Below are 3,505 nucleotides of genomic sequence, written 5' to 3'. Positions count from 1 at the left end.
TTGCCGGCGACGAGGCAGGCTGTGTCCAGGTGCGGGGCGAGCCGGGCGAGGGCTGCGTCGAGGAAGCGGAGGTCGGCGGCGGGGGAGTCGGGCATTTGCGGGGTGCCGACGCAGAGGAAGTGGATGTCGGCGCCGGCCGCGGCTGAGAAGTCGGTGGTGAAGCTCAGCCGGCCGCTGTCCAGCATCCGGCGGAGCAGTTGGCCGAGCCCGGGCTCGTAGAACGGCAGGGTTCCGCTGGCCAGCGATCGGATCTTGTTCTCGTCGACGTCGATCCCCACCACGCGGTGGCCCAGCAGCGCCATGCAGATCGCGTGCGTGGCGCCGAGGTACCCCGTTCCGATGACGGACAGGGACAGCCCGGCTGCCGGTGGTCCGGCCGGTGCTTGCGCTGGTGGCTCCGCAGGGGCGGACGGGACGTCGGTGGCCGGGGTTGGCGGGTTGTTCATGTCAGGCTCCTATCGGGGTTCGTTCGGGCAGGGCCGGGCCTGGGGCGGGGAGGTAACCGGCGGTGGGATCTCCAGAGACGAGGTATCTGGCTGCATCGGCGCCCCACGGCGGACGGAAGGAGTAGAGGCAGGCTAGCCGGAGCCGCGTGGAGGCGGCGTAGGCGGCGAAGCGGTGCGGGCTCACGTGCAGGCGTTCGGCCGCGGAGACCACCGCGGAATGGGCGATGGCATACCGGCGGGTGGTGAGGAGGTTTTGCCGCCACCTGAGTTCCAGGTGCACGTCGAGGTTGGCCAGGTCCAGGGCAGCCTCGGCCCGGCAGGACTCATCGAAATCCAGCAGTCCCGGAGCTGCGCATAGGGCAGCGGAAGTGGCGGCCGGCCTGCCGGATGACTCCCGGCCCCCGAGCATCTGCTTGTCGTGGAGGTCGCCGTGGGCCCAGCCTTCGGGATCCGGTGGTGTGCTGAGCAGGGTCTCTGTAACAGCCCGCGCACGGGCCAGGAGGACGGCGCGGGCGGGAGCAGCAGCGGCGATTCCCTCGCTGTGCCGGAGCCAGTGATCCACCCAGCGCTGCAGGCTCGCGGCCTCCTTCCCGGCATCGCGGAGCGGAAGCCGGTGCAGGCTGTCCTGGAATGAGGCACTGCCAGCGGCAGCCACGGTCCCGGCCCAGGCTCGTGACCAGCGCGCCCAGATGGCGGCGTAGGAAGTGTCAGTGATTCCGGGCTGGTCTGCAACGTCGCGCTGGTCTGCAACGTCGCGCTGGTCTGCAACGTCGCGCTGGTCTGCAACGTCGCGCTGGTCTGCAACGTCGCACTGGTCTGCAATTCCGGTCTGAGCGGTGCTTCCGGTGTGGCTCTGGCCCAGTTCGTAGAAGGACCGGCCCGCAAGACGGCTGAAGGCCAGGACATCGGGGCTCGTGCTGACCAGGCGCGGCGCGTTGAAGCCGCCTTCGGCCAGGGCAGCGGCGGTGATGTTGTGGCTTGCGGCTGCGGTCAGTGCCCGGCCGGGCCGGAAAACCTTGATGTAGGCTTCAGGGCCACGGAGGACGGCCCGTTTGTGGGCGCGGTGCACCACCATCTCACCCCTGGTTGACTCGGCGGCGAGGGCTGGGAGACGGGGGTCGTCCACGGTGATTGCCTCGAACATGCCGCCGCTGAAGTGCCCGGCCAGGACTCCGGGCCGGTCCGGGGAGCGGACTTCCATGTCGTAGGAGCCTGCCGAGACGCCGGGCCAGGCACGCTGGACGGACCAGACGGATCCTGCAGGGTCGGTCACGCGGCGGGGGACAGGCGGATGCCAGGTCATGGGATCAGCTCCTTTGCCCGGCTCAGGTGCCAGGACATGTCGGCGGCCCACTCGGGGGAGCGGTCGCGGAAGGGGTCAACGCTGCTGTTGAAAAGCCGGTAGGCTGCCCAGGCATCGACGGCGGCCTGCGAAAACCGACCCCCGGCGTCGAGGTAGCCTTGGGCGAGCAATGCCGTCTGAGTTCCGCCGGCAGGAGCGCCGCTGGCCGGAGCGACTCTCGCAGGAGCGTTTCCCGCAGGAGCGCCTGCCGCAGGAGCGCCACTTACCGGTGCGCCGCTGACCGGCGCGCCGGCGGGAGCTCCGCCGTCGGGAAGCGCGCCGCTGGAAGGCGCGCCGCCCCCGGCCACACCACGGAAAGCAGGCAGCGCGGCCTCTTCGGCCGCGGCGAACGATCCCAGGTCGGCCTCTGCCGTCCCGGTCCGTGCCCGATCGAAGTCGATCAGACGCACCTCTGAATCTCCCACCAGCACCTGGTCGGGGGAGAAGTCCCCGTGCACCAGGACGGTTGCTGTCCGGGGCCGGTCAAGCAGCAAGGCAGTGAGCCCCGTTTCGAGGTCCCGGGCCAGCGGTTCCAGTTCCGGCAGCAGCGCGGAAACCATGGTGCGCGTCGCCTTCAGCTGTGCCGCGACGTGTTCACCCGGGGTTTCCGGGGCGGGATCGGCAGCCGGACCGCCGACCCCGGCGGCGACGGGAAAGCAGTGGAGCGCGGCGAGAGCCCCGCCGGCGGTGTAGGCGGCGGCGCGCGTTTCGGTGGTGTTGCCGCGCGCCGTGAGGTCGCCGGTGCCCCACGCGGCGCTGGCGCTGATCCCGTTGGCGAGACATTCGGCGTCGGCAATCTGGGGCAGGAGGGGAACGCCATGATGGCGGAGCCGGGTCAGGAACTGGGTTTCCTGTCCGGGTCCGGCCGGCTTGGCCGCCGTTTTGATTACGACGGCGGTGCCCGCCTGGTGGGCGAGCAGGACCAGTCGCCGTTCCGGCTTGTAGCGCAGCACGCTGCTGCCGGCCAGCAGGGCGGCGCCCGGCCGGTGGTGGAGGCCTAACCGGTGGATGCTGTTCTTCTTCAGCCAGGTGAGGCTCTTGTGCAGGGCCCAGTCGTCCTCCACGCCGCCCACTGCCACCAGGGTGTCCGGATGCCTGGGGGCAGGCCGCAGGATGCGCATGTCGCCGCCGCGGCTGCGGGCGGTGTGTTCGCGTTCGAGGAGTTTGCCGCTGCTGGCGGGGGTGCGGGTCATGGCCCAGCCGTAGTCGAAGCTGCCGTTGCGCAGGCGGCGGAATGCCACCAGCAGGGAGGTGCCCGGCTTGTAGCGGACGCGGGTCACGCGGACGGTTTCGCCGAGCAGCTCGGAGAGGCGGCCGTTGTCCAGCAGCCAGGGGAGGCCCGGAAGTGCGGCGTCGCGGCGGGCTAGGGAACGTTCGGCCTGCGCTGCTCCGGGTACCAGGGTGATCATGGCACCTCCACCTTGACGTCTTCCGAAGCACCAACAGCGCCAGCCACACCAAGAGAACCAAGGGTACCGGCAGCGGCCGGAACGCCGGGCCGCCCTAGGGCGGCGCGGCCGGGGGGCACCCCAAGTCCCTGCTCCTCCATCCACCGCGCGAACCGTGAGCCGGGGTCGCGGAGCAGGTCCTCCCGGCGCCCGGCTTCGGTGATGTGGCCGTGTTCGAGCCAGATGATGCGGTCGCAGGAGCGGGCGGAGTGGGCGTCGTGGGTGATGGTGATGGAGGTGCGTTCGCGGGTCAGGGCGGCGAGGGCCTG

At 71.0% G+C, this 3,505-nt stretch carries 2 protein-coding genes and 2 pseudogenes; all 4 read right to left on the bottom strand.

Annotated elements, in window-relative coordinates:
* Positions 1 to 446 (bottom strand): annotated as a pseudogene (locus ACFQ50_RS24445) (UDP-glucose 6-dehydrogenase); the annotation flags it as partial.
* A gap of 1 nt (position 447) precedes the next feature.
* Positions 448 to 1,749, bottom strand: a complete 1,302-nt coding sequence (locus tag ACFQ50_RS24440) for a hypothetical protein (protein WP_377998217.1) — start codon at positions 1,747 to 1,749, stop codon at positions 448 to 450.
* Complete coding sequence (locus ACFQ50_RS24435) at positions 1,746 to 3,197, bottom strand: aminoglycoside phosphotransferase family protein (protein WP_377998216.1); 1,452 nt, start codon at positions 3,195 to 3,197, stop codon at positions 1,746 to 1,748. The genes ACFQ50_RS24440 and ACFQ50_RS24435 overlap by 4 nt, the downstream gene beginning before the upstream one ends.
* Positions 3,194 to 3,505 (bottom strand): annotated as a pseudogene (locus tag ACFQ50_RS24430) (ABC transporter ATP-binding protein); the annotation flags it as partial. The gene ACFQ50_RS24435 and the pseudogene ACFQ50_RS24430, both read right to left, overlap by 4 nt.

The organism is Arthrobacter sp. NPDC056493 (genome assembly GCF_042795115.1).
In the GTDB taxonomy this organism is placed as follows: Bacteria; Actinomycetota; Actinomycetes; order Actinomycetales; family Micrococcaceae; genus Arthrobacter.
Note: the sequence above shows the minus strand (reverse complement) of the source record. Positions and strands in the feature narration are given on the sequence as shown.